This is a genomic window from Arthrobacter sp. UYP6, from assembly GCF_040547315.1.
Taxonomy (GTDB): domain Bacteria; phylum Actinomycetota; class Actinomycetes; order Actinomycetales; family Micrococcaceae; genus Arthrobacter_B.
The window spans coordinates 107,881-129,382 of record NZ_JBEPPM010000013.1; the positions used below are offsets into that span (position 1 = coordinate 107,881).

General features: G+C 64.6%; 22 protein-coding genes. 12 read left to right on the forward strand and 10 right to left on the reverse strand.

The window, feature by feature from the left end; translation table 11 throughout:
- Positions 1-2: 2 nt before the first annotated feature.
- The 6 genes from ABIB35_RS12385 to ABIB35_RS12410 all read right to left on the reverse strand — a co-directional run bounded on the left by ABIB35_RS12385 (position 3) and on the right by ABIB35_RS12410 (position 5,763).
- Complete coding sequence (locus ABIB35_RS12385; RefSeq protein WP_354181806.1) at positions 3-1,280, reverse strand: ABC transporter permease; 1,278 nt, start codon at positions 1,278-1,280, stop codon at positions 3-5.
- Positions 1,277-1,954, reverse strand: a complete 678-nt coding sequence (locus ABIB35_RS12390; protein ID WP_354181808.1) for an ABC transporter ATP-binding protein — start codon at positions 1,952-1,954, stop codon at positions 1,277-1,279. Before ABIB35_RS12390 ends, ABIB35_RS12385 begins: the two co-directional genes overlap by 4 nt.
- Complete coding sequence (locus ABIB35_RS12395; protein WP_354181810.1) at positions 1,951-3,561, reverse strand: efflux RND transporter periplasmic adaptor subunit; 1,611 nt, start codon at positions 3,559-3,561, stop codon at positions 1,951-1,953. The genes ABIB35_RS12390 and ABIB35_RS12395 overlap by 4 nt, the downstream gene beginning before the upstream one ends.
- Entirely contained in the window at positions 3,562-4,467 is a 906-nt protein-coding gene (locus ABIB35_RS12400) for a hypothetical protein (RefSeq protein WP_354181811.1), read from the reverse strand.
- A 307-nt stretch (positions 4,468-4,774) separates the two neighbouring features.
- The gene (locus tag ABIB35_RS12405) at positions 4,775-5,422 is read right to left on the reverse strand and encodes an HAAS signaling domain-containing protein (protein ID WP_354181813.1); all 648 of its coding nucleotides are present in this window, start codon (positions 5,420-5,422) and stop codon (positions 4,775-4,777) included.
- Positions 5,419-5,763, reverse strand: a complete 345-nt coding sequence (locus tag ABIB35_RS12410; RefSeq protein ID WP_354181815.1) for a PadR family transcriptional regulator — start codon at positions 5,761-5,763, stop codon at positions 5,419-5,421. The genes ABIB35_RS12405 and ABIB35_RS12410 overlap by 4 nt, the downstream gene beginning before the upstream one ends.
- A gap of 128 nt (positions 5,764-5,891) precedes the next feature.
- Between ABIB35_RS12410 and ABIB35_RS12415 the strand changes: the two genes are divergently transcribed.
- The 6 genes from ABIB35_RS12415 (at position 5,892) to ABIB35_RS12440 (ending at position 13,502) form a co-directional block, all read left to right on the forward strand.
- Positions 5,892-6,665: a FadR/GntR family transcriptional regulator gene (locus tag ABIB35_RS12415; RefSeq protein ID WP_354181817.1), complete on the forward strand. Its 774-nt coding sequence runs from the start codon at positions 5,892-5,894 to the stop codon at positions 6,663-6,665.
- Positions 6,658-7,389: a cache domain-containing protein gene (locus tag ABIB35_RS12420; protein WP_354181819.1), complete on the forward strand. Its 732-nt coding sequence runs from the start codon at positions 6,658-6,660 to the stop codon at positions 7,387-7,389. The genes ABIB35_RS12415 and ABIB35_RS12420 overlap by 8 nt, the downstream gene beginning before the upstream one ends.
- 169 nt (positions 7,390-7,558) lie before the next feature.
- Positions 7,559-8,992 carry an aminobutyraldehyde dehydrogenase gene (locus ABIB35_RS12425; RefSeq protein WP_354181821.1) on the forward strand — a complete coding sequence of 478 codons (1,434 nt, stop codon included), beginning with the start codon at positions 7,559-7,561 and terminating at the stop codon, positions 8,990-8,992.
- 29 nt (positions 8,993-9,021) lie between these two features.
- Positions 9,022-10,551, forward strand: coding sequence for an APC family permease (locus ABIB35_RS12430; protein ID WP_354181823.1), 1,530 nt, complete (start codon positions 9,022-9,024; stop codon positions 10,549-10,551).
- 78 nt (positions 10,552-10,629) lie between these two features.
- The gene (locus ABIB35_RS12435; RefSeq protein ID WP_354181825.1) at positions 10,630-12,099 is read left to right on the forward strand and encodes an APC family permease; all 1,470 of its coding nucleotides are present in this window, start codon (positions 10,630-10,632) and stop codon (positions 12,097-12,099) included.
- Between the two features lie 11 nt (positions 12,100-12,110).
- Positions 12,111-13,502, forward strand: coding sequence for a flavin monoamine oxidase family protein (locus tag ABIB35_RS12440; protein ID WP_354181850.1), 1,392 nt, complete (start codon positions 12,111-12,113; stop codon positions 13,500-13,502).
- Positions 13,503-13,563: 61 nt separating this feature from the next.
- Here the strand turns inward: ABIB35_RS12440 and ABIB35_RS12445 are convergent, their stop codons facing one another.
- A complete protein-coding gene (locus tag ABIB35_RS12445) occupies positions 13,564-14,247 on the reverse strand; it encodes a DUF6308 family protein (protein ID WP_354181827.1) in 684 nt (227 codons plus the stop codon).
- Positions 14,248-14,326: 79 nt separating this feature from the next.
- Here ABIB35_RS12445 and ABIB35_RS12450 point away from each other — a divergent pair, with 79 nt between their 5' ends.
- From ABIB35_RS12450 to ABIB35_RS12460, 3 genes are read left to right on the forward strand one after another with little or no spacing between them, the layout of a single operon-like run.
- Positions 14,327-14,881, forward strand: a complete 555-nt coding sequence (locus ABIB35_RS12450; RefSeq protein WP_354181829.1) for a GNAT family N-acetyltransferase — start codon at positions 14,327-14,329, stop codon at positions 14,879-14,881.
- Between the two features lie 46 nt (positions 14,882-14,927).
- On the forward strand, positions 14,928-15,863 hold the full coding sequence (locus ABIB35_RS12455) for an ABC transporter ATP-binding protein (RefSeq protein ID WP_354181831.1): 936 nt from the start codon (positions 14,928-14,930) through the stop codon (positions 15,861-15,863).
- Positions 15,860-16,738, forward strand: a complete 879-nt coding sequence (locus ABIB35_RS12460; protein ID WP_354181833.1) for an ABC transporter permease — start codon at positions 15,860-15,862, stop codon at positions 16,736-16,738. The genes ABIB35_RS12455 and ABIB35_RS12460 overlap by 4 nt, the downstream gene beginning before the upstream one ends.
- A gap of 12 nt (positions 16,739-16,750) precedes the next feature.
- Here ABIB35_RS12460 and ABIB35_RS12465 read toward each other — a convergent pair whose 3' ends face one another.
- Positions 16,751-17,335, reverse strand: a complete 585-nt coding sequence (locus tag ABIB35_RS12465; protein WP_354181835.1) for a GNAT family N-acetyltransferase — start codon at positions 17,333-17,335, stop codon at positions 16,751-16,753.
- Between the two features lie 74 nt (positions 17,336-17,409).
- Between ABIB35_RS12465 and ABIB35_RS12470 the strand changes: the two genes are divergently transcribed.
- Positions 17,410-17,640, forward strand: a complete 231-nt coding sequence (locus tag ABIB35_RS12470; protein WP_354181837.1) for a hypothetical protein — start codon at positions 17,410-17,412, stop codon at positions 17,638-17,640.
- Positions 17,641-17,690: 50 nt separating this feature from the next.
- On the opposite strand, the gene ABIB35_RS12475 is transcribed toward ABIB35_RS12470, so the two are convergent.
- Positions 17,691-18,239, reverse strand: a complete 549-nt coding sequence (locus tag ABIB35_RS12475; protein WP_354181838.1) for a GNAT family N-acetyltransferase — start codon at positions 18,237-18,239, stop codon at positions 17,691-17,693.
- A gap of 102 nt (positions 18,240-18,341) precedes the next feature.
- Between ABIB35_RS12475 and trxB the strand changes: the two genes are divergently transcribed.
- Positions 18,342-19,319: a thioredoxin-disulfide reductase gene (trxB, locus tag ABIB35_RS12480; protein ID WP_354181840.1), complete on the forward strand. Its 978-nt coding sequence runs from the start codon at positions 18,342-18,344 to the stop codon at positions 19,317-19,319.
- 42 nt (positions 19,320-19,361) lie between these two features.
- On the opposite strand, the gene ABIB35_RS12485 is transcribed toward trxB, so the two are convergent.
- The gene (locus ABIB35_RS12485; protein ID WP_502915783.1) at positions 19,362-20,660 is read right to left on the reverse strand and encodes an Nramp family divalent metal transporter; all 1,299 of its coding nucleotides are present in this window, start codon (positions 20,658-20,660) and stop codon (positions 19,362-19,364) included.
- A 420-nt stretch (positions 20,661-21,080) separates the two neighbouring features.
- On the opposite strand from ABIB35_RS12485, the gene ABIB35_RS12490 reads away from it, so the two are divergent.
- On the forward strand, positions 21,081-21,502 hold a 422-nt coding region (locus tag ABIB35_RS12490), incomplete at its 3' end, for a hypothetical protein (protein WP_354181844.1).

The following is a 21,502-nucleotide window of genomic DNA, read 5'->3' on the forward strand; positions in this document are numbered from 1 at the left end:
CGCTAGGATCCCCGGAGGGCTGCGACGGGTTCAATGCCGGTGGCCTTGCGGGCCGGAAAGCCGCCGGCAACGAGCCCGACGAGCGCTCCGAGCAGTGCCCCGCCGCAGGATACCAGCGGGTTCAGGATGGGTGTCCATTGCTGGGACAGGGAGATGGCGATGACGGCGAAAACTCCTGCAGCTGCCCCGAGGATTCCGCCGAGCAGCCCGATAATGACGGACTCCGCGACAAACTGGGCGGCGATCTGGCGACGGGTAGCGCCGATGGCACGGCGCAGGCCAATTTCTCCGGTGCGTTCCATGACGGACAGCATGGTCACATTCGCGATTCCGACCCCGCCGGCAAGAAGCACCACCACGGATAAGACCACGAAGATAAGGTTGACGTCCGCTTGGATATTGCCCGCGAGCTGGGATTGACCCCGGGGGGCTGCCACGTCGATGTGCTCGGGCGCATCGGGGGAGAGGGACAGCGCAGCTTGGTCGGCAATTTGGGGGCCGGCGCCAATGACAATGCGGGCCTGGATTTCTCCCGGTGCGCTGAGCCCAAAGTCCGTGCGGGCTGCGCCGGTTGAAATGACAACGCTCTCGAGCAGTTCGGAGCGTTGTTGTACATCGCTGAAGACACCGACGACGGCGTAGGGCAGGCCGTCGATGAAGATGGAAGGCTGGGAATCAACCCGGGTGATGCCAAGGCGGTCGGCGAGCCGATTCCCCAGGACAGCCACGCGGTCGTGCCGCTGATCGTGTCCGGCGTCGAAGAGACGGCCGTGCCGGACCGTGCCTTCGAGCGTATCGACAAGTCCGGCGGAAGCGGCAAAAACCCGTGGCGGTGCGCTGACGGGAGCGGAGGGATCGTTGACGGGCACAGCGGTCACCGTGCCGTCGCGGAGCTTCACCTCGGTAACAAGCGCTGCCTGTTCAACGCCGGCGAGACGCTCCATGCGTTCCACCGCGTCCCAGGGAAGCGACGCTGTGGCAACACTGTTGCCGTCGGCATTCTGTGCCTGGGCGGGGGAGGCGACTACTTGGGTGGCGGCAAAGGCATCAAACTGCCGAGCCAGTTGTCCTGCAGTTGTTTGCGCGAAGCCCAGGGTGGCAACCAACGCTCCGATGCCAAGGACGGTGCCTGCGAGGGTCATCAGGAGCCGGCCGGGTCGTGTCCCAAGATCGGACGTTGCTTCGATCAGCAGGTCGATGAAATGAAAGCGGTCTGCGGCCGGAACCGGCTGAAGGAGCCCTGATTCCGCCGGTTCGGCAGGGTCTAGGCGTCTTCTCATGCTGGCGTGCTCACCCGTCCGTCTGCAATCCGGACGCAATGGGGTGCACGCTGGGCGACGGCATGGTCGTGGGTGATGATGACCAACGCGAGGCCGTCGGTGACCAGTTCCTCGAACAGTGCCATCACATCCTGCGTGGTGTCACCGTCGAGGTTGCCGGTGGGTTCGTCTGCCAGCAGCAGGCTGGGACGGGTGACAACGGCGCGTGCCACGGCCACCCGCTGGCGTTCACCGCCGGACAGAGTGCCGGGCAGGAAATCGATGCGGTGGCCCAGGCCCACACGATCCAGTGCTTCGCGGGCCCGGCCAACGCGTTCCGTGCGGGAGGTTCCGCTGTAGAGCATGGGCATCATGACGTTCTCCAGGACCGACCGCCGCGGCATCAGGTGGAAGGCCTGGAACACGAATCCGATGCGTTGGGCACGGACCGCAGCGCGTGTGTCCTCGTCCAAGACGCCGGTTAGGTGTCCGTCGAACCGGTACTCACCGACGCTGGGCCGGTCCAGGAGTCCCAGGATGTTGAGCATTGTGGACTTGCCGGACCCGCTGGGGCCCACGATTGAGACGTAGTCACCCTCCTGCACGGTGAGGTTGATGCCTTTCAGTGCCTGCACCTCGGGCGGGCCGGGGAAGGAACGGGTGACGTCGCGCAGTTCTACCAGGGGGACGCTCACTTGCCCACCACAACGAGGTCGCCTTCGGCCAGTTCGCCTTCGAGGGGAGTAATTTCCACCGCACCGGGAGTTGCCAAACCGCTGCGGACAACAACCAGCCGGGTGGCTGCCTGTTCGCCGTCCCGGGGATCCCCCTCGGCAACCTCAACGCGGGTTTCGCCGCCCGGGCCGGCCGTCAGGGCCGCGTAGGGAACAGACAACACCTCGCCGTCCGTGGCTCCGACGGCGATCGACACGCGCACGTTGGACCCCTGAAGCTCCTGGATTTGTTCCGGGGTTAAGGGGTCAGGCTGCAGCTGGATGGTCCACCGGGAGGAGTCGCCGACCCCCGGTTCCACAGCCGTGATGGTGGCCAAATGAGCAGTGCCGTCCGGCAAATCAAAAGACGCTTTATCATCGACCTTAAGAAGGCGGGCATCGGCCTCCGCAGCGGATCCGGACAATCCCAGGGTTGCTCCGGATACCGTCATGGAGGCTCCTTCAAGAATGGATCCCCGCTGGGTGGCAACGGCATCCACGCGTCGGGGGAGATCCGCCAGGTACAGCACCTCACCGGCCGGCAAAGCGGGCAGGGCGGCCTGTTCGGCGCGGCCCAATTCCTCCTGCGCCTGCGTGAGCTGGACTGCCGCGGCATCCACCGCCATCCGCTGCGGGGCATCCGACCGGTCCGAGCCGATTTCCTGCCGGCGTAGCTCGGCGAGCTCGAGCGCATCCACCAGGTTGCCGATCTGCACCGGGTCCTGGGGCTTGGCCTGCCGGGCGGCTGTGAGCTCACGCTGCACACCGGCTATGGCGTTGTCGGCTTCCCGGATCTCTACGGGTGTTGCGCCAACAGGCGTCGCCGCAAGCTCGCTCTGCGCTGCGAGCAACCCCTGCTCAGCCATCCGGACTGACTCCTGCGCTGCCCGGAGGGACTCCGTGCTGCCGTCCTCCAATTCAGGCACCGAGTACCCGGCTGTGGCGTAAAGGGTTGATACGGCGTTGGCCGCATCGATGCCGAAGACCGGGTCTGCCGGATCGCCGGCATCGATCCCCACCGTCCTGACAGCCGTCTTGAACTGCATAACATCCGGGCCGGAAACGCCGAGGAACAGGGAGCGGTAGACGGGCAGCTCGCCGGGCAGCACAATAACGGGCCGGCCGGCAACCTCAAGAGCAATCGAAAGTGCCTTCAAATCCGTGCCCACTTCCGGAACCTGGCCCGTGACCACTGCCGGGCCGGCTATTGATGTGGTGTCGATACGCACTTCCACCGGGTCCGCGTAAGCCACCTCTCCCCGGATGGTCACATCGTTGCTGAGCTGCCCGTACTGCACAGGAACGGTAACCAGTCCCGGAGCCGGAGGCTCTGCCGCACCCGCTGCATCAGCCGGGGAGATCAGAAACCGCCCCAGCAGCAGGCCGGCAACCAGGCTCAGTATTGCGGCGGCGGCCACAATCCACAGCGTCCGGTTGCGCTGGAAAACGGTGGCGAGCCCGTCCCGCACGGATGATCGTGCGGGAACGTCCTGCGGCTCATCGGTGGGGTCCGGGTCCTCAAGGAGCAGGCCTAAGCCGGCTGCGTCTTCCATGGGCCCGGTGGCGCCGTCACGGCCAAGCCCCGCCACTCAGTTTCCCTGCTCAAGATCGGCCCGAAATGCTTCGAGTTCCGCCTTATGGTCATCGATGAACTGCTGCTCAAGGTCGAACTGCACACTCTCCATGGCGTCGCGGTAGTTGGTCTTTTCCCGGCAGTCCAGATCAGCGAGGGCGAGCTCAATTTCTTCTTCGCCCAGCTCAGCCAGTGCGGTTTCGTCCATTCCGCTGGAACCGGGGGCTGCTGTTGCGGACGTTCCGGTGGAACCGTCTTCGTACGTGGCACTGGTGGCTTCGTAGATGGAGTTCATCTTGTCGCTGATGCTGTTCTGCGCGTCCAATTGAGCCGAGAATCCGGGGTGTCCGGCATCGGCCATGCAGGTGGACCACTCGGCATCTGCCTCGCTCAGTTCCGGGGAACTCATCATGTCTTCGTAGAGTGTGTTCATGGAATCCATGAGCGGCTGATGCTTCTCGGCCGTTCCGGCGTCGTCGCCGTCCATCTCATGCGACGCCCAGCCATAACACCCCGAAGTGGTCCAATCCCATTCAGTCATTTCCCCGTCGGCGGGCATATCGGCCTCGTCGAGGACGGGACCGCTCAACGCCTCATAAAAGGCAGTTTGCTCTGCTACCGGCAAACTCGCGACATAATCGGCGTTCAGATCCACATACTCAGTTCCGCCGCCGGACTCCATGTCCTCCTGGCCGGGGTAATTGATCATTCCGTAGCCGTATTGGGACACCCATTCCCGGGAGTCAGGATTCCAATCATCGGCTGATCCCATGGAAACAGAGGCATTCTGGACATTCGGCGTGTATTCGAACCCCTCCTCCGACATGCACTGAGCCACCAGCTCCTCCCGCTGGCGATCATTTTCTGCGTACTTCTTTTCCTGCTCCTCAGGGCTCAGATCACCTCCGAATGCGGACGACATGAACTCGGTCAGGGGCGAGTCTTTTGCAGCAGGTTCTTCAGCTTCACCGGACGAACCGCACCCGCCGAGCACGATGGAAAAACACAAAGCGGCAAGAAGCGCGGCAGCGCGCGGAGAATGGTGCACGGGAATCCTCTTTTAGGAATGCAGGCAGTGAACCTGCGAGTTCAGGTATGTCAAAGAATGCCTCACGCACTGCCCGGAAATGGAGAATCAGCGTGTAACATTTCCATCTCATCTGCCCTGGCCTTGGACGAGGACAAAATCCGGCACTCCACCGGCTGGTTATCCGGCCGCTATGTGTTTGTTACGGTTCTTCCGCGGGTACGGACACCGAGGTGGTGGCCGGCTGGGGGCTGCCGCTGCCCGTTTCCGTTGCGAAAAGGAAGAGCGACGCCAGGATGCCGATTGCCAGCACGACGACGAGCAGGACGCCGCTGATAATGGTGATCACCCAGGCGCTGCGCGGACGCGGCCGCCGGCGGACCAGGCCAATGATCGCCAGCACCAGGGACAGTGCGGCCAGAGGAAAGAACAGCGGAATAAGGACAATAGACAGGACCAGCGCCGTGAGGGCAATAATGCCCGACGGCGTCCCCAGCCAGGGGCGTTCGGGCCCCGGCCGCACGGCCGTTGCCTGCGGCGGGAATTCCGCCCGCTCCGCCCGCTCCGCCCGCTCCGCAGCCTCAGGCTCCGTGCCCGAGGCTGCAGCGATCCGCTCCACCGGCCCCAAACCCGCCAGGACCTCCCGGACCTGAGCCGTGGTGGCCGGGCCGGGAAGGGCGCCGGCTGCCTCGGTGATGTGCTCGGTTACGGCGTTCAAGACATCGCTGCGGTCCTCGGCTCCGGCCAGGCTCCGGTCCAGGTCATCCAGATAGGAGCGGACCAGGGGATGGGCGGTGATGTCTTCATGACCGGAATACCCGGGATGGGTGCCGGCGTCCGCATTATTCATGTGCTCGGTTCCTTCAGGAGTTGGCTGGTTTCGGAGGCAAACGGTTCCCAGGCTGCACGGAAAGCGTTCAGGGCTTCTTCACCCGCTGGGGTCACCCGGTAGTAGCGGCGGGGCGGTCCGGTGGCCGACTCCTGCCATGTGGTTTCCACCAGACCCCGTTTCCGCAGCCGGACCAGCAGCGGATAGATGGTTCCTTCACTGGCAAAGAGGGAGGAATGGCGGGCGAGGTCGGAGGCGAGTTTCAGCCCGTAGGACGGCTCACGGCACAGCTGGGACAGGACGCAGTATTCAATGACACCCTTGCGCAGCTGCACCAGGACATTCTCGCGGCCGGTCTCCATAAAAGGGAGGCTAACACCAAGTACCTTGCATGGATAGGTACCGAAACCTGAGGGGCCTGCGGTCGGGGCGCGGTTCCGGCATTGCATCGGCAAAACCGGCACCCGGCGCCTTGGGTTAAGCTCAAACCATGGAAGCAAATGGCCGCGCGGGTCGACGGGCACAGGGCGCCCGGTCGGCGGTTTTTGCCCAGCTGGCCGAAGGCAGCAAGACCGAGCAGGTAGCCCAACGACTCACTGATGCCATCATCATGGGCGTCTTGGTCCCGGGGGAGCGGCTTCCCAGCGAAGCGGACCTGGCGAAGCGGTTCGGCGTTGCCGTGGTCACCGCACGCGAAGGTCTCCAGGCTCTGCGGGATGCCGGACTGGTTCAGACCAAGCGGGGCCGGGAAGGCGGCAGCTTTGTCAATGCTACGGAACTCACCCGCACCGGCCTGCTTGAGGCCCGCCTGCGCGGGATGGCCAATGGAGAAATCTCCGATCTCGCCATCTACTTTGCAACCGTGGCGGCCGGCTGCGTAGAACAGGCAGCCGAACGCTGCGCACCCCAGGACAGCGAGCGGCTGTCCCGGTGGCTCTCCGCTGCCGACTTCACCCCCGGCGCTCCTGCCCGGCGCAACGCCAGCGGCTTCTACCTGGAGGTTGCGGTCCTGAGCCAGTCCCCCCGCCTGGTGCGAGAGCAAATCAGGCTCCAAGCCGAATTTGGACCGCTTCTCTGGCTGGGCATGGGGCAAGCGGAACTGCGCACTGAAATCGTCGCGGGCATGGAGGCGGTCGCTGCGGCGGTCGGCCGGCAGGATGCGGTAACCGCCCGGGCACTCGTCCGGGCGCAGACGCAACTCATCACGCGGTGGCTGCTGGGCGCAAAGGCAAGCATTGGCAAAGGCGGAAATCTCCATGACTAGTCCCGGCACGCGCACCACCGATGCAGCCCTGCGCACCACGCGGGGTGTATCTGAATTCTTCGACGGCGTCTTCCGGCGGCTCGATACCTGGCGTGCCGCCATGGAAGCCGGAGCCTCGCCGGATCCCGCGGGCTTGGACGCCCTGGTTTATCCACTGGTTGAGCCGGAGCTGACCGGTGAGTCCCCGCTGCTGATCGGTGCGGGGTTCATCGCCGCCCCGGATTACGTCAGGGGGCGCCGCCTGCATTTTTCCTGGTGGCTGGGGCCGCTGGATTCCAATCCGTTGTTCGGTACCACCCGGGTCCCCACCCGGCTGGACCTGTCCGCCCGCGAGTACGTGGACTATCTCAACGATTTCCGGACCCTGGAGTGGTACAGCGTGCCCGAGTCCACCCATCAGCGGCATGTTACCGGCCCGTACGTGGATCATCTGTGCACCTGTGACTACATCCTGACGTTGACCATGCCGGTACAGGTCGATGGTGCCATGATCGGCGTCGTGGGTGCGGATGTGTCGGTCAAGCGAACGGAAGCGGCCCTGCTGCCGCTCCTGGAGTCCCTCGATGTGCCGTCCGCCCTGATCAGCCGGGTTGGCCGGGTATTGGTGTCCACCGACCCGAACCTCACAGTGGGAAGCTTGGTGCCGCCCGTTCCGGGCAGCGACCCTGCGGAGCCCGGGCTGCCCTGCCCCGGCACCACGTTTTTCCTGGACCTGCGAAAGTAGTGGCCGCCCCCCGATGAAGGGGTGAGCGAACCGGCAAAAACCGGTCGATTTTTATCATTCTATTCCAGATGTTTTAGGTGTAGTGTCGTCCCCCATGGAGTGAAGAAAACTCCAGGGGCGGCACCGGCCAGTACTGCGCGTGCCCCCGTCGACGGTCGAAAGGGCACCGATGAGCATCCGGGAACTGCGCAACTTCATCAACGGCGATTATGTGGATTCCGCCGCCGCCGAGCGGCTGCAGATCATCAATCCGGCCACCGAAGAGGTGATTGCCACCACTCCTGTTTCCACGGCCGGTGACGTCCGGGCGGCCTATCAGGCCGCCGGGGCTGCCTTCGAGACCTGGGGCCAGAGCACTCCCGCCGAGCGCCAGCGCGCACTGCTGCGGATTGCCGACGCCGTCGAGGAACGGGCCGAGGAACTGGCGGACCTCGAATGCTCCGAAACCGGCAAGCCCCGTGCCGGCATCGTGGGTGACGAAATTGAGGTCATGGCGGACCAGCTGCGGTTCTTCGCCGGGGCTGCCCGCACACTGGAAGGCCGTGCCTCCGCGGAATACCTGGCGGACCACACCTCATCCATCCGCCGCGAACCCATCGGCGTGATCGGGCAGGTCACCCCCTGGAACTATCCTCTGATGATGGCTGTCTGGAAGGTCGGCCCCGCACTGGCGGCCGGCAATACCGTGGTCCTCAAGCCTGCCGATTCCACTCCCGGGACCACGCTGCTCCTGGCTGAAATTGCCGCAGAATTCCTGCCTGCGGGAGCCTTCAACGTGGTGCTCGGCGACCGCACCACCGGGCAGTCGCTGGTGGCCGACAAAACGCCGCAGATGGTGTCCATCACCGGTTCCGTCCGGGCCGGCATGGAGGTGGCCGGCGCAGCTGCGCAGGATGTCAAACGCGTGCACCTCGAGCTGGGAGGCAAGGCTCCGGTCCTGGTGTTCGACGACGTGGACATCGCCGCCGCTGTTGCCGGCATTGTCCCCGCCGCGTTCTACAACGCCGGTCAGGACTGCACCGCCGCCACCCGCGTCCTGGTCCACGAAAGCATCCATGACGAGTTCGTGGCCGCTTTGGTGGCGGAAACCCGGGCCAACGCACTCACCGGCACCCCGGAGCGCACCGACATCCTCTTTGGGGCGCTCTCCAGCGCCGAGCAGCTCAAGCGCGTGATGGGTGTGATTGACCGGTTGCCCGCGCATGCCGTGATCGAAACGGGCGGCAAACGGCAGGGAAGCACCGGGTACTTCCACGAAGCCACGATCATCTCCGGGCTGGAGCAGCAGGACGAGCCGGTGCAGAACGAGATCTTCGGCCCTGTGCTGACAGTCCAAAAATTCACCGACGACGCCGAGGCCCTGGCCCTGGCAAACGACGTGGACTACGGGCTGGCTTCCTCCGTCTGGACCCGGGATCACGGCCGGGCGCAGCGCTTCGCCAAGCGACTGGACTTCGGCTGCGTCTGGATCAACACCCACATCCCGCTGGTGGCCGAAATGCCGCACGGCGGCTTCAAGCACTCGGGTTACGGCAAGGACCTCTCCGCGTACGGCCTCGAGGACTACACGCGAATCAAGCACGTCATGAGCTTCATCGGCTAGGCACACCACCCACCAGAGGGAAGGGCATTATGAAAGCGCAATCCCGTACCACCCCGCATTTGGCCGACGGCGAGCATCTGGCGGCCCTGGGCTATCAGGACTCCTTCGACCGGTCCATGTCCCTGTGGGCAAACTTTGCACTGGGTTTTACCTATCTCTCTCCGCTGGTGGGTGTGTATTCACTCTTCGCGCTGGCTATGAGTACCGGCGGGCCGCCGTCCATTTTTTGGCTCTTCATTGTGGGCGGCGGGCAGCTGCTCGTCTCGCTGGTATTCGGCGAGGTAGTTTCGCAGTACCCCATCCACGGCGGGATTTACCCCTGGACCCGACGGCTGTGGGGCCGGCGCTACGCGTGGATGGCGGCCTGGGTCTACATCTGGGCCATGATCGTTACCATCACCTCGGTGGCCGAATTCGGCAGCGGCTTCCTGGCCAGCCTCTTTGGCCTTCCAACGGGTAAGGGCTGGGCCCTGGCGCTGTCGGCAGTGCTCCTGCTAGTGGCGCTGGCGCTGAACTTCTCCGGCACCAAGACCCTGGCCCGGGTGGCCCGGATCGGTCTCGCCGCCGAACTGGCCGGCGTGATCGCCGTCGGGCTCTACCTGCTGATCTTCCAGCGGCAGCAGGAGTTCAGCGTCTTCTTCAACACCATGGGGGTGGAGCAGGAGGGGCCCTACGGGCAGGCGTTCATCGGCGCCGCGCTCGCCGGGCTCTTCCTGTTCTACGGCTTTGAGGCCTGCGGGGATGTCGCTGAAGAAGTCACCGATCCGGCCCGGCGGATACCGCGGGCCATGGTGATGACCATTTTGGTCGGCGGGATCTCGGCACTGTTCGCGTTTGCAGGCTACGTGATGGCTGCCCCCAACCTGCAGGACATTGTGGATGGCACCGATCCGGACCCCATCCCTGCCATCTTGTCCTCCTCGCTGGGTGAGGTGGGCGCCAAAGTCTTCCTGGTGATCGCGCTGACCGCATTCCTGTCCTGTGTGCTCAGCCTGCAGGCAGCCGCCAGCCGGCTGCTGTTCTCCTTTGCCCGCGACGGCATGCTGCCCGGACACGCCTGGTTGGCCCGGGTGTCACCGCGCAGCAAGGTGCCGGTAAATGCACTGATTGTGGCTTGCTCCATCCCGCTGCTGCTCTGTGTCGCCATATATGCCGGCCCGGAGGGTCTGTTGACGCAGATCACTGCCTTTGCCGTGCTGGGCATCTACGTGGCGTTTCAGTCGGTGGTCCTGGCAGCCATGCGCCAGCGGCTGCGCGGCTGGCGTCCCGCCGGGCCGTTCCGTCTGGGGGCGGCCGGATTTGTCATCAACGTTCTCGCTCTGGCCTACGGCCTGTTCGCCATGGTCCTGCTGGCCAAGCCCGGAACCTCCGGGGACTGGGTTGCCGATTGGGTGGTACTGATCGGACTCGGTGCGGTCACCGCCACCGGGCTGCTGTACCTGTTTATCGCCCGCCCGGACCGCCGTTCGGATGCTCCGGCCGGTGATGCGCTGGAAATGGCCAGCCGACTGCGCGGCGAAACCAGCCCCGGTCCCGACGCCGTGCAGGCAGTTCCATAGCCGTTTCATCTGCAGGACAACCAACGAACGACGGCGGCTCCCGGCTTCGGGAGCCGCCCCGGCGAAAGAGAGCCTGCAATGACAGCACCCGGCATTCCCGGAGTCCCAGCACTCGCAGGAGGTTCGCCCGCTGCCGCGAGGTCCGGCACCCTGAAGCGGTCCCTCGGCCTGTGGGCGATCGTGGGCCTGGGCCTCGGCTACATGACACCGACGATCGTCTTCGATACCTTCGGGATTGTCTCTGCCGGGACGGACGGGCTGGTACCGCTGGCCTACCTGGTGGCCCTGGTGGTGATGCTCTTCACGGCCATCAGCTACGGCCGGATGGTCCGGGTTTTTCCCAGTGCAGGTTCGGCCTACACCTACACCCGCGAGACCATGCATCCCGGCCTGGGATTCATGGTGGGCTGGGCGGCGCTGCTGGATTACCTGCTGCTGCCCATGGTGAACGCACTCATCATCCGCATTTATATGGAGGCGCTGGTCCCGTCTGTCCCTGGCTGGATCTGGGTGGTCTTGTATGTACTGGTCATGACCGCCATCAACCTGCGCGGCATGAACACCACATCCAAGCTCAACGGCATCCTGGTGACCTTTGAAATCGTACTGATCGCCGCCTTCGTGGTCCTGGCCGTAATCCGGTTGGGGGAGGGCATGGGCCAAGGCACTGTATTCACTTCCTCGCCGCTGTTCCATGAGGGATTCGAACCGGGAGCGGTGCTTACCGGCGCCACCGTGGTGTGCTTCTCCTTCATTGGCTTTGACGCCATCACCATGTACACGGAAGAGGCCAGGGACCAGAAGATCATGCCCCGGGCCATCATCCTGACCCTGCTGATCGGCGGCGGCATCTTCTTTGTGGCCGGATTCCTTGCCCAGGCAGCGTTCCCCGATGTATCCGGCTTCGAGGTGGTGGACGATACGCTTCCGGAAATGGCACTCTACGTGGGCGGACAGGCCTTCCAGCTGCTGTTTATGGCCGGGGCATTCGCTGCCACCTTCGCCTCCGGACTGGCATCCCATGCCTCCGTCTCCCGGCTGCTCTATGTGATGGGACGAAACGGGGTGCTCCGGCCGGCCAGGCTTTTTGGATATATCCATCCGCGGTTTCACACGCCGTCCTTCACGGTGATCATCACCGGCCTTGTATCTGTGCTGGCGGTGGCTCCGAGCCTGGAACTGATCTCGTCGATGATCAACTTCGGCGCGCTGATCGCGTTCACCTTCGTGAATCTTTCCGTGATCGCCTACTTCGTGTTCCGGCACAAGCGGTACAAGAGCGCCGCAGACATCGCAAAGTTCGTTGTGGCGCCGCTGATCGGTGCCGGCCTGACGGGCGTCCTATGGTCGTTCCTGCATGGTGATGCGCTGATCTTCGGACTTGCCTGGTCAGGGGTTGGGTTCATCTACCTGCTGTTCCTCACCCGGGGGTTCCGCCGGAACATTGCGGACTTCAACCTGGCTGAACCGGCAGCGTGCGAACCAGCCGGCCCGCTGCTGCCGCCGCCCAATAAACGCTTCTCCACCCCTGGAAAATTCCACCTATGAAAGAGGTACGTATGAACATGCTTGAATCCGATGTTGTTGTCATTGGCGCCGGCACCACCGGCTTAACGGCAGCCTGGGAGCTGACGAAGGCGGGGCTTTCGGTTACTGTTCTGGAGGCCCGGGACCGGGTTGGCGGACGCACCTGGACCGACCGCATTGACGGGGCCATGCTCGAAATCGGCGGGCAGTGGGTGTCTCCCGACCAGACGGCGCTGAAAGACCTGCTCAGTGAGCTCGGGCTGGAAATGTTTGACCGGTACCGAGCCGGTGACTCCGTCTACATGGATCCCGACGGCACCCGGACCCAGTATGCAGGCAGCCTGTTCCCGGTGCCCGAGGCGACGCAGCAGGAAATGGACCGGCTGATCGCTGTGCTGGACCAGCTTGCCGCCGAAACCGATCCGGCCGCTCCCTGGGCGCACCCGCGTGCCCGTGAGCTGGACACGGTTTCCCTGCAGCACTGGCTGCGCAGCGAATCTGCCGACGAGGCGGCGTGCCACAACATCGGCTTGTTCCTGGCCGGGGGTATGCTCACCAAGCCCGCGCACGCCTTTTCCGCCCTGCAAGCGGTCCTGATGGCTGCTTCTGCCGGTTCCTTCACGAATCTGGTCGACGAGGATTTCCTGCTGGATAAGCGGGTTATCGGAGGCATGCAGCAGGTTTCCGAGCGTCTGGCCCAAAAACTGGGCTCGGGTGTGGTGCTTGGCACTCCGGTCCGGACGCTGCGCCGGAATGACGACGGCGGCGTTACGGCTCTCGCCGACGGCACCACCGTGACGGCCCGGTTCGCCATCATGGCGGTGCCGCCAAACCTCTACTCGCGGGTTTCCTTCGAACCTCCGCTGCCGCGTCTGCAGCACCAAATGCACCAGCATCAGTCGCTGGGCCTGGTGATCAAGGTCCATGCCGTCTATGAGACTCCGTTCTGGCGGGAGGCCGGACTGTCCGGAACCTGCTTCAATCCATCCGATGCCGTGCAGGAAATCTATGACAACACCAACCATGAAGATCCCCGGGGCACCCTCGTGGCCTTTGTGCCGGATGAAAAAGCTGATGCCATGTTCCGGCTAAATGCTGCTGACCGCAGGCAGGCCATTCTGGAATCAATGGCCGCCTGCCTGGGCCCGAAGGCACTGGAACCGGTGGTGTATTACGAATCCGACTGGGGCTCGGAGGAATGGACCCGGGGAGCATACGCCGCCAGCTATGACCTGGGCGGGTTGCACCGCTACGGCGCAGACCAGCTCACGCCGGTCGGGTCAATCTATTGGGCGTCCTCGGATCTGGCCGCGGAGGGGTACCAGCACGTGGACGGCGCCGTCCGGATGGGCCGGGACACCGCCGCACGGATCCTGGCCGCGACACTGGTCGGAACGGGTCGGCAGGAACTGAACCATGTGTGAGAACACCGAGTGAATCCTAGCTGCAGCGGAGGTGTTCCTTGGGTCTGCGGGCCGGCGGAACTCAGGTCTCCAGATCTTCCTCCTGCGGCTCGAATCCCTGCCGTTTGCCGTGCATGGACAGCACAATGTCCAAGGCCCTAAGGTCTGAGATGGGCTCGGTGATACCTGACTTTTCCCGGATTTCCGCCAGCCGTTCAGCCAGGACGCCGTCGGCAAAGGAGGAGTGCCAGTACTGCCACTGGTCCTTGGGGCCGGGCAGCGCGGTGACCCTGCGGATGATGGAGTCGTATACCGGAATCAGGCGGGGTCGCTTCCGGGACAGGAGTTTACTGGCGGTGCTCGGGCCCACACCCCAGCCGCCGTCGTCGTCGTGCTTACCGCGCAGGAGGTTCCAGAGCCGGCGAGCAGGACTGTCCGCGCCCAGATCCCGCACCGGATCGGCGTCGGGCAGATCGATGTCTGCCGGGATGGAGGCCAGCAGATCGGAGATGTCCCCGGCCCTGGTGTCCAGCAGGGCGACCGCCGTGCGGGCCGGTATCTTCACCGATCGGAAGGAGGCGGCTACGACGTCGTCGGCCGTAAACCGGTTCACCACATCAGGGGCATCACCGCCACCTGCCCAGGAATCAAACCGCGAACTGCTGCGGACCCTGCCGGTCCGCGGCATAATCTCGGTGAAATAGTCCTGCAGATTCCGTGCCGCAGACTCAACGGTGATTTCCCCGGTTGAAACAACTCGTCTCATGAATATCCCCGACTCTGGGTAGGAATGCTGATGGACACCTCATGACCAACACCCTACTGGCGTCCGCTAGGGTCCCACCATGGATATTAACTTTCGCCCCATGGTCGAATCAGTGCCTGAGGCCGAGGCCATTGTGCATTTCCTGACCTCAAATCGGTTTCCGTTCCACATGAAGGCCGAACATTCGGCAGAGTCGGCACGCGAAGCTGTGGACAGCGGCAGGTTTTGGTCGACGGAATCTGTGGGTTACTGGATCCTCGCTGATGCCGAGACCGTGGGAATGGTGGTGCTCGATGACCTGGAAGATGACACTCCCATGTTTGACCTGCGGCTGGCGGAGGAATTCCGCGGCCGGGGCCTGGGTCCGCAGGTCCTGAAGCAGCTGTGCTCGCTGGTCTTTGAAGAGTTCCCCGATCCCGTGCGGTTCGAAGGTCAGACGAGGGAGGACAACATCCCCATGCGCCGGACCTTCCTCAAGGCCGGGTTCCTCAAAGAGGCCCACTACCGCCTCGCCTGGCCCACCGCGGAGGGAACCAGGGTGGCCTCGGTCGCCTACGCCATCCTCCGGCAGGACTGGGAAAACAATGAGACCACGCCCTTTGAATGGGAGGAGCTGCACCAGCCCTCCCGTTAGACTTCAGAAAAACCCGGCCGCTGCTGCCGGAGGATCCGGGGGAATCGTGGCCATAAGCAAAGACACCGCCATATCTGTGCGCGGGCTGACCAAGAAATACGGTGCTACCGCGGCCGTTGACGATCTTTCCTTTGAGGTGCAGGCCGGCAGCGTCTTCGCGTTTTTGGGGATCAACGGCGCCGGAAAGTCCACCACCATCTCCTGTCTCACCACCGTCCTTTCCTTTAACGCCGGTGATGCCACCGTCAGCGGGCATAACGTGCGCAGCGAAGCCGGGGAGGTGCGCAAGGATATCGGTGTTGTTTTCCAGGATTCGGTGCTGGACCCGCTGCTGACCGGCCGGGAAAACCTGCGGACGCGGGCCAAGTTCTATTCGGCCGACGCCGCCGCCAATGACGTCCGGATCAAGGAACTGAGCGCCATGATCGGAATCGATGATTTTGTGGACCGCCGCTACGGCACCTATTCCGGCGGCCAGCGCCGCCGCGTGGACATTGCCCGCGCGCTGCTGCATTCGCCGTCGATCCTCTTCCTGGACGAACCCACCGCCGGGCTTGACCCGGCCAGCCGCGCCATGGTCTGGTCCACCATCCGTGAGCTCCGGGACCGGCACGGGCTGACCGTCTTCCTGACCACGCATTACATGGAGGAAACAGAGGAAGCGGACCGCGTGTGCATCATTGAACGCGGACGGATTATCGCCGACGGCACTCCCGCGCAGCTGCGGGCCCGGCACAGCAGCTCCGTCCTGAGCGTCACCACCGCGGATCGTCCGTCCCTGCTGGCGCTGGCGGCCGCTGCGGGCGCAGATCTCCGCGAGGACGACGACGGCGGCGTGGTGCGGCTTGTGGTGGACAGCGCAGGGACGGCCCGCCGGATCCTGACGGAGCACGGCGACGCTGTGGAGGACTTTGAATTCCGGCACGGCACCATGGATGACGTCTTCCTGGCTCTGACCGGGCACGAGGGGGAAACGGCATGAAGACCGTCGGAACCCTGATGTCCCGCAACCTGCGGCTGTTCTTCCGCGACCGGATGGGCGTGTTTTTCTCGCTGCTCTCGGCGCTGATCCTCTTCCTGCTCTACACGCTGTTCCTGGGCAGCAACCAGATCGACAACCTTCAGCAGTCCTTTCCCGCAGCCACGAGGGAGGACGTCAAGGGCTTCGTGGATACCTGGATGTTCGCCGGAATTGTGGGTATTACCTCGATCACCACCGGCTTGGGGGCGCTGAACGTGTTTGTGGAGGACTCGTCCTCCGGCCGGTTCCGGGACTTCCTGGTCTCCCCGATCCGCCGCGAAACACTGATTGTGGGCTACCTGCTCTCCGCCGCCGTCGTTGCCCTGATCATGACCACAGTGGTGCTGATCATCAGCCTGGCCTACCTGTATGTGGTGGACGGAGTCAGCTTCGACGCCGGAGCAATCGCCGCGGTGTACGGCTTCCTGGCGCTGAGCTGCGTGGCATTCGCGGCGCTGAGCGCCTTTGCGGTGTCCTTTGTGCGCAGCGCCGGGGCGTACTCGGCCCTCTCGACCATTGTGGGCACCATCCTCGGTTTCCTGGCCGGTGCCTATATTCCGGTGGGCGCCCTGCCCGAAGGAGTGCGCACAGCGGTCAGCGCGCTGCCGTTCATGCAGGCAGCCCTGCCGATCCGGCAGGAGATGACGGCTGATTCCCTGCAGGCCCTCACCAGCGGCCAGCCCGAGGCGGCCACCGAGCTGCAGGAAACCTTCGGCATCACTGCGGCGGTGGGGGACTGGGCCGTCACCAACACGTATGTGGTCTTTATTCTTGCCGCCATGATCGTGGTGTTCACCCTGCTGGCCGCCGTTCAGATCCGTCGCCGTATCGGCTGAATTACACGGCTATTACACGGTCAGGGCGGGCCGCGGATCGCGTGCCAGGATCCCCATGCTGACCGCGTCCACCCGGGCTCCGTCCCAGAACAGGGCCTCGCGCTGGCGGCCCTCCACCGCGAATCCGGCCTTCTGATAGGCGCGCTGGGCGCGCGGATTGAACGCAAAGACCTCCAGTGCCACCCGGTGCAGGCCCAAGTCATCAAACGCGTGCCCGACGACGGCGGCCGTCGCCTCGGTGCCGTACCCCTGCCCCAGAATGTCAGCCGGGGAGAGGGCGATCCGGAATCCCACCGACTCGTTTTCGGTGTCAAGATCGTTCAGCACCACCTCACCCAAATACCGTTCCTCCGGGTGCTGTTCGTCAGCTCGGCGGATGACGGCCCAGTCCCCGCGGTCCTGCCGCGCGGCGAGCCCGGCCAGCCACCCTCGGATCTGCTCCGGGGTGAATTCGGCGTGGGTTCCGGTCAGGCGCCGTGCGTCCTGATCCTGCAGGGCCGCCCAGGCGCCGTCGAAATGCTCGGGTCCCAGCGGTTCCAGGCGAAGCCGGGCTGTGGTCAGGGTGGCCTGATCGGCGAAAAGGTTTTCGGAAAGCATCTGGCCAGCCTAACCGTGGCGTGCCTACGCTCGAAAAGAGTGTAACCCCCTGAAGTCTGCGGCAGGAGAGGCACATGGACCCGGACGCGGGCGCGCAGCGGCTGGTGCTGTTCTGGCGAATCCTGTTCTGGTTCTGTCTGGCCGCCGGCGTACTGCTGGCCGGTTTCCTGGTGCTGGAGCTGACCTCCCCGGACCGGGAGCTGTCCACGCTCTTCTTCCTCCCCGCGGCTCTTTTGCTGCTGATCTGGGCTGCGTTGACCCGCTACATCCGGGTCCAGCTCCGACGGCTGCGGCACAACGAATGAGGAACGGCCAAAAGTCCCTGAACGGCCAAAAGTCCCTGTGCGACTAAAGGTTATTGTGCGGCGCCCGCGGCAACTTCGAAGATGATCTCCAGCCCGTCTTCCTCATCCCACTGGGAGCCGTTTTCAACAAATCCGTACTGCAGCACCAGGTTCCGGGACGCTTCGTTGTCCGGGCTGATGGTTGCCCGCACCGTGCGGACCTCCGGTTCCCGCGCGGCCCGCGCCAGCAGCAGCTCCAGCGCCGCCCGCGCGTAGCCGCGGCGGCGGAAGACGGGGTCCACTGAATACCCCAGCTCCACCATGCCTTCCGCATCCGGCGGGCCGTGGAACCCGGCGCAGCCCACTGCCTGTCCCGACGCCCGGTCGATCAACGCCCCGGTGACCCAGCCGGCGTCGTCGGGCGTTGCCGCCAACTGGAGACTGCGGAATTTCCACAGGGGGCGCCGGTCGGAAGAGAAGTGCGGGGTAAGGGGCACGGGCGAGTGCCGGTTGGCGGTGTCAAGGTCCCCCGTGGCAAGAGCGTCGATGGCGGCCAGCGGCAGCTGGAGCAGCTCGACGGAGGGGCGCCGGGGCACGGCAGAAAGCGAGGTGGAGGGCATCGGTCCATTATGGGTGCTCCGGGGCGGAACTTCTTCACTGCCGGAGCCGGGGAGGTCACACTGGGATTCACCGCGCTTTGAGCACCTCATGAACGGAGCATCATGACTACAGATCCGGTCATCATCATCGGCTCCGGCCCGTCCGGATATACAGCCGCCATCTACGCCGCCCGGGCAGGGCTGAAACCGCGGGTCATCGCCGGGTCCGTGACCGCCGGGGGAGCCCTGATGAACACCACCGAAGTGGAGAACTTTCCCGGCTTTCCGGACGGTATCCTGGGCCCGGACCTGATGGAGAACCTGCGCCGGCAGGCGGAAAAGTTTGGTGCTGTTATCCAGTACGACGACGTCGTGTCGGTGGATCTGTGCGCGCACACCAAGCGGGTGGAGACCGGCAGCGGGGAGAAGTACAAGGCGCGCAGCGTCATCCTGGCCACCGGATCCGCATACAAGGAACTGGGCCTGCCCGAAGAAAAACGCCTCAACGGGCGCGGTATCTCCTGGTGCGCCACCTGCGACGGTTTCTTCTTCCGTAACCAGGACATCCTGGTGGTGGGCGGCGGGGATTCTGCCATGGAGGAGGCACTGTTCCTGAGCCGGTTCGGCAAGACCGTCACGGTCATTGTGCGCCGCGGTGAACTGCGGGCCTCGCGCATCATGGCCACCCGGGCCAGGAACCACGAGAAGATCCGGTTCGAGTGGAACAGTGAAGTGACGGCGGTGCACGGCTCGGACAAGGTCACCGGGGTAACCCTGACCGACACCGTCACGGGAGAAAAACGTGAGCTCGCGGCGGACGGTCTGTTCGTCGCCATCGGACATGTGCCGCGGACCGAGCTTCTGCATGGTCAGGTGGACCTGGATCCGGAGGGCTACATCACCGTTGCCGCCCCCACCACCGCCACCACCGCTGACGGCGTCTTTGCCTGCGGGGACGCCGTGGACCACCGCTACCGCCAGGCCATTACCGCGGCCGGCACCGGCTGTGCCGCCGCCCTTGATGCGGAGCGCTACCTGGCCGCGCAGCAGGATGCGGACAGTATTGCCACCGCACTGGTGGAAGGAAACCTGGGCGACTGATCAGGGCATCAGTATCCTGACCGCCACCACCGCATGCTCGCTTCAGGCGGCGCCGCTGAAGGTGAGCACCAGCAGCGTGATGTTCAGCCCCACCAGCAGGATGGCCACCACCACGCCCAGCGCCGTCGTCCACCAGCGGTTGGTGTGTGCGCCCATTAGCTCGCGCCGCGAGGTCAGCCATACCAGCGGGATCAGGGCGAAGGGAATACCGAAGGAAAGAATCACCTGGCTCAGGATGAGCGCCCAGGTCGGATCAATTCCCGCTGCCAGGATCAGCAGTGCGGGAATCAGCGTGATCAGCCGGCGCAGGAGCATGGGCATCCGGACCTTCAGGAGCCCCTGCATGATTTCGGCACCGGCGTAGGCGCCCACAGAGGTGGAGGCCAGCCCCGAGGCGAGCAGCCCGACGGCGAAGAGGGTTGCCACGGCGCCGCCCAGGGACGCGGCGATCGCGGCGTGGGCGCCCTGCAGGGTATCGGTTCCGGCGACTCCCTGCAGGGAGCTGGCTGCCAGCAGCAGGATAGCCAGGTTTACGGTTCCTGCCACTACCAGCGCAATTGTCACGTCCCACTTTGTGGCGCGGATCAGCCGCGGAGTGGTCAGCGAAACGCTGCGCTCAGGGAAGCGGTCCCGGGTCAGTGCCGAATGCGCGTAAATGGCGTGCGGCATGACCGTGGCGCCGAGGATTGATGCCGCCAGCAGCACCGATTCGCTGCCTTCAAAGCGGGGGACCAGCCCGCCTGCCACGGCGCCGGCGTCGGGCGGTGAAATGACAACGCCGGCCGTGAAGCCAACGGCGATGATCGCCATCATGGACACAATGACGTATTCAAACGACCGGTGCCGGCCGCTGCCCTGAAGGCCCAGGACGGCCATGGAGATCACACCCGTGATAATCCCGCCGAGCAGCAGCGGCAGGTCGAACAGCAGCCACAAAGCAACGGCGCCGCCGATCACCTCCGCCACATCGGTGGCCATCGCCACGAGTTCCGCCTGGAGCCAGTACAGGCGGCGTCCGGCCTTGTGCCCCATCCGTTGTCCCAGCAGCTCGGGCAGGGACCTGCCTGTGACCAGCCCGAGTTTCGCGGACAGGTACTGGATGAGCCACGCCATGATGTTGGCTCCGACAACCACCCACACCAGCAGATAACCGAAGCGGGCACCGGCGGTCATGTTGCTGGCCACGTTCCCCGGATCCAGATAGGCGACGCCTGCAACCAGTGCCGGTCCGAGCATCCAGATCAGGCGTTTGGGGGCAGGGGGCAGCACTGTGGCGCTTTTAGCGCCAGGGGGTTCATGTGGGTCAGGCGCCCGGCTTGTTGTCGAAGGGCGTGTGGTCATCCGGCTCATGACAGCAAGTTAGCACAAAAGTTCGGTGAGCCGAAGATTTTACGGAGGCAAGGCGAAAATAATGGGAGAGCCCTTGCGCCTTTTGGCTGCTGGTGGCTGCTCAGGAAGGGTTTTCCGGTGGTGGGATGGTGCCGAGGTAGTGGAGGCCAGAGGCAGGCATCCCCGTCTGTGAGCAGGTAGTTTCTCCAGAAAGACGGGTATTTGGCGGGTCTGAAACGGGCCGGTTTCGGAGCTTTTGAGGCTCTTTTTGAGGCATCCGGAGATAGGAATGTCAGTGGCAGGTGAAAGCCTGAAGTCATGGATCAGCACGGATCTTTTCCCGAGGACAGCACCGGTGATTCCGCCGGTGCCGGGCAGGGGGCTGTCCCGGATACGGGAAGAGATTCAGGGCGGGAGTCAGGAAGGGATTCAGTGCCCAGCCTGGCGGTTTATGAGGCTGAGCCGGGGGCGGCTGCGGCGGCGGGTGCCGGTGGGTATCGGGACGGGTTTACCGGGGCCCTGGTGTTGCAGGGTGTTGAGGCCTTCACCCAGGAGGAGGCTGGTAGGGTGCTGGCCCGGCTGGGTCATGTGGTGCGGTGGGCGCAGGCCCAGCAGGCGAAGGTGCTGAACCGGGTGGAGGTCATTTTCCGGGAGGATTTGCTGGGAGTCACCGGCGGGGAGGATCCGGGGTTGACGTTCTCTTTGGCGGCGGAGGAAGCTGCTGCGATCCTGCACCTGCCGGCCGGGACGGCGAAGGCGCTGATGGGTGAGGCCGGGGCCCTGTGTTCTTCTCATACGGGGACTCTGCAGGCTTTGGAGGCGGGCTCTGTTGGGTATGGGCAGGTGCAGACGGT

Bases quoted from the DNA above. Each gene is read 5' to 3' on its own strand.
- ABIB35_RS12475 (WP_354181838.1), bottom strand. From the start codon at position 18,239: ATGCCCTCCACCTCGCTTTCTGCCGTGCCCCGGCGCCCCTCCGTCGAG.
- ABIB35_RS12420 (WP_354181819.1), top strand. From the start codon at position 6,658: ATGACTAGTCCCGGCACGCGCACCACCGATGCAGCCCTGCGCACCACG.
- ABIB35_RS12385 (WP_354181806.1), bottom strand. From the start codon at position 1,280: ATGAGAAGACGCCTAGACCCTGCCGAACCGGCGGAATCAGGGCTCCTT.
- ABIB35_RS12445 (WP_354181827.1), bottom strand. From the start codon at position 14,247: ATGAGACGAGTTGTTTCAACCGGGGAAATCACCGTTGAGTCTGCGGCA.
- ABIB35_RS12435 (WP_354181825.1), top strand. From the start codon at position 10,630: ATGACAGCACCCGGCATTCCCGGAGTCCCAGCACTCGCAGGAGGTTCG.
- ABIB35_RS12440 (WP_354181850.1), top strand. From the start codon at position 12,111: ATGAACATGCTTGAATCCGATGTTGTTGTCATTGGCGCCGGCACCACC.
- ABIB35_RS12415 (WP_354181817.1), top strand. From the start codon at position 5,892: ATGGAAGCAAATGGCCGCGCGGGTCGACGGGCACAGGGCGCCCGGTCG.
- ABIB35_RS12400 (WP_354181811.1), bottom strand. From the start codon at position 4,467: ATGTCGTCCGCATTCGGAGGTGATCTGAGCCCTGAGGAGCAGGAAAAG.
- ABIB35_RS12410 (WP_354181815.1), bottom strand. From the start codon at position 5,763: ATGGAGACCGGCCGCGAGAATGTCCTGGTGCAGCTGCGCAAGGGTGTC.
- ABIB35_RS12485 (WP_502915783.1), bottom strand. From the start codon at position 20,660: ATGACCACACGCCCTTCGACAACAAGCCGGGCGCCTGACCCACATGAA.
- ABIB35_RS12465 (WP_354181835.1), bottom strand. From the start codon at position 17,335: ATGCTTTCCGAAAACCTTTTCGCCGATCAGGCCACCCTGACCACAGCC.
- ABIB35_RS12450 (WP_354181829.1), top strand. From the start codon at position 14,327: ATGGATATTAACTTTCGCCCCATGGTCGAATCAGTGCCTGAGGCCGAG.
- ABIB35_RS12405 (WP_354181813.1), bottom strand. From the start codon at position 5,422: ATGAATAATGCGGACGCCGGCACCCATCCCGGGTATTCCGGTCATGAA.
- ABIB35_RS12460 (WP_354181833.1), top strand. From the start codon at position 15,860: ATGAAGACCGTCGGAACCCTGATGTCCCGCAACCTGCGGCTGTTCTTC.
- ABIB35_RS12425 (WP_354181821.1), top strand. From the start codon at position 7,559: ATGAGCATCCGGGAACTGCGCAACTTCATCAACGGCGATTATGTGGAT.
- ABIB35_RS12470 (WP_354181837.1), top strand. From the start codon at position 17,410: ATGGACCCGGACGCGGGCGCGCAGCGGCTGGTGCTGTTCTGGCGAATC.
- ABIB35_RS12430 (WP_354181823.1), top strand. From the start codon at position 9,022: ATGAAAGCGCAATCCCGTACCACCCCGCATTTGGCCGACGGCGAGCAT.
- trxB (WP_354181840.1), top strand. From the start codon at position 18,342: ATGACTACAGATCCGGTCATCATCATCGGCTCCGGCCCGTCCGGATAT.